This window comes from Streptosporangium sp. NPDC005286, assembly GCF_040607515.1.
Lineage (GTDB): Bacteria > Actinomycetota > Actinomycetes > Streptosporangiales > Streptosporangiaceae > Streptosporangium.
The window spans coordinates 1-1,367 of the sequence record NZ_JBEXGU010000040.1; the positions used below are offsets into that span (position 1 = coordinate 1).

The following is a 1,367-nucleotide window of genomic DNA, read 5'->3' on the forward strand; positions in this document are numbered from 1 at the left end:
ACTGCACCGGGGACGGTGTGGGAGAGTAGGTCGCCGCCGGACAATCTTTTATGAGGGCCCTCACCTTTCGGTGGGGGCCTTCGTGCTTTCCGGGAGCTTCCGGAAAGGGGCTTGCGGGGTTTTTCTGGGGTTTTCAGTGGGCTTCCGGGTAAGGGGGCCGGCCTCGGTTCTTACCGGTTCGTAGTGGTTTCCGGGGAGTCACCGAACAAGGGGCTGTACCTGGAGCCCCGCCGGTCGATGGGCATTCTTGATGTTTCCGCGCACTGGAATCCGAACCGCCGGCCAGTGTTTCTCATGCTTTCCAAGGAGAGTTCCGAAAGGTGTTTCTGGGAGATGCGGAAATCGTCCCAGGAGCAGGGGCTTGATGGAAAAGCCAGCCGCTCGTGTTCCGGTTAAGGCCTCCACGGGCCGCTGAACTTCTTTCGCCATCGGGGAGAGCCTCCGCTGAGCGCCCCTCTGCGCTGCCGAACCCGCGACGGCAGGCGGGGGCCGGACACTCCGCAGCGCTCTGAAATCCGGCAATGGGCTGCGCCACGACGTTCGTGATCATTTACGGGTACCGGAGAAGGGCGTATGGAGTTTCAATGGCTTGCTAGGCTGGAGAGGCCGGGCCACCCCACCAGCGGGTGGCCTTCGTCGCGCCAGACCACGATAGGGCGGGGCAGCGATAGCGAACGGGGCGCACCCCGCGGCCGGAGACCGCCCGCACAGCGAACCGTCCCATCCGATCGAGGAGATGGGATGCGCTCGCAGAGTGAGCCAACGAATGGACCAGAAGTGAACAGTGACAACCGGCCTGAAGGCGCGGGTCGACGCGAAGAGGGCGAGAACCGCGGATCTGGCGGTCAGGGAGGTCACCGCGGCGATCGCGCAGGTGGCTACAGGGGACGTCCGGGAGACGGCCCCCGATATGGTGAGCGCCGAGAGGGGCGCCCGGGCGGTTCTTCCGGCTCTCGTGACCGTGGCGACAGGCCGTCCTACAACCGTGACGACCGTGGTTCCGGCCGTCCTCCTTTCAACCGAGACGACCGGCCGGGCGGTGGGCAGAGGTCTTCGGGGCCGCGTGGTGACAACCAGCGCTCCTATGGTGATCGCGACCAGCCCCGAGGCGGTTCCTACGGAGCCCGTGACCGCGGGGACAGGCCGTCCTTCAACCGTGACGATCGTGGTGAGCGTAGGCCGTTCAACCGTGATGACCGTCCGGGTGGGGAGCGTCCGTCGTTCAACCGTGACGATCGTGGTGAGCGTAGGCCGTTCAACCGTGATGACCGTCCGGGTGGGGAGCGTCGTTCGTACGGTGACCGCGATCAGTCGCGTGGTCAGTATGGTTCGCGTCCCGATCGTGGTGAGCGCAGGCCGTTCGACCG

The 1,367-nt window shown here is 65.6% G+C and carries 1 protein-coding gene; it reads left to right on the top strand.

Annotated elements, in window-relative coordinates:
* Positions 1-784 precede the first annotated feature (784 nt).
* A partial coding sequence (locus ABZU75_RS17075) for a hypothetical protein (protein ID WP_355554920.1) occupies positions 785-1,367 on the top strand: 583 nt, incomplete at its 3' end.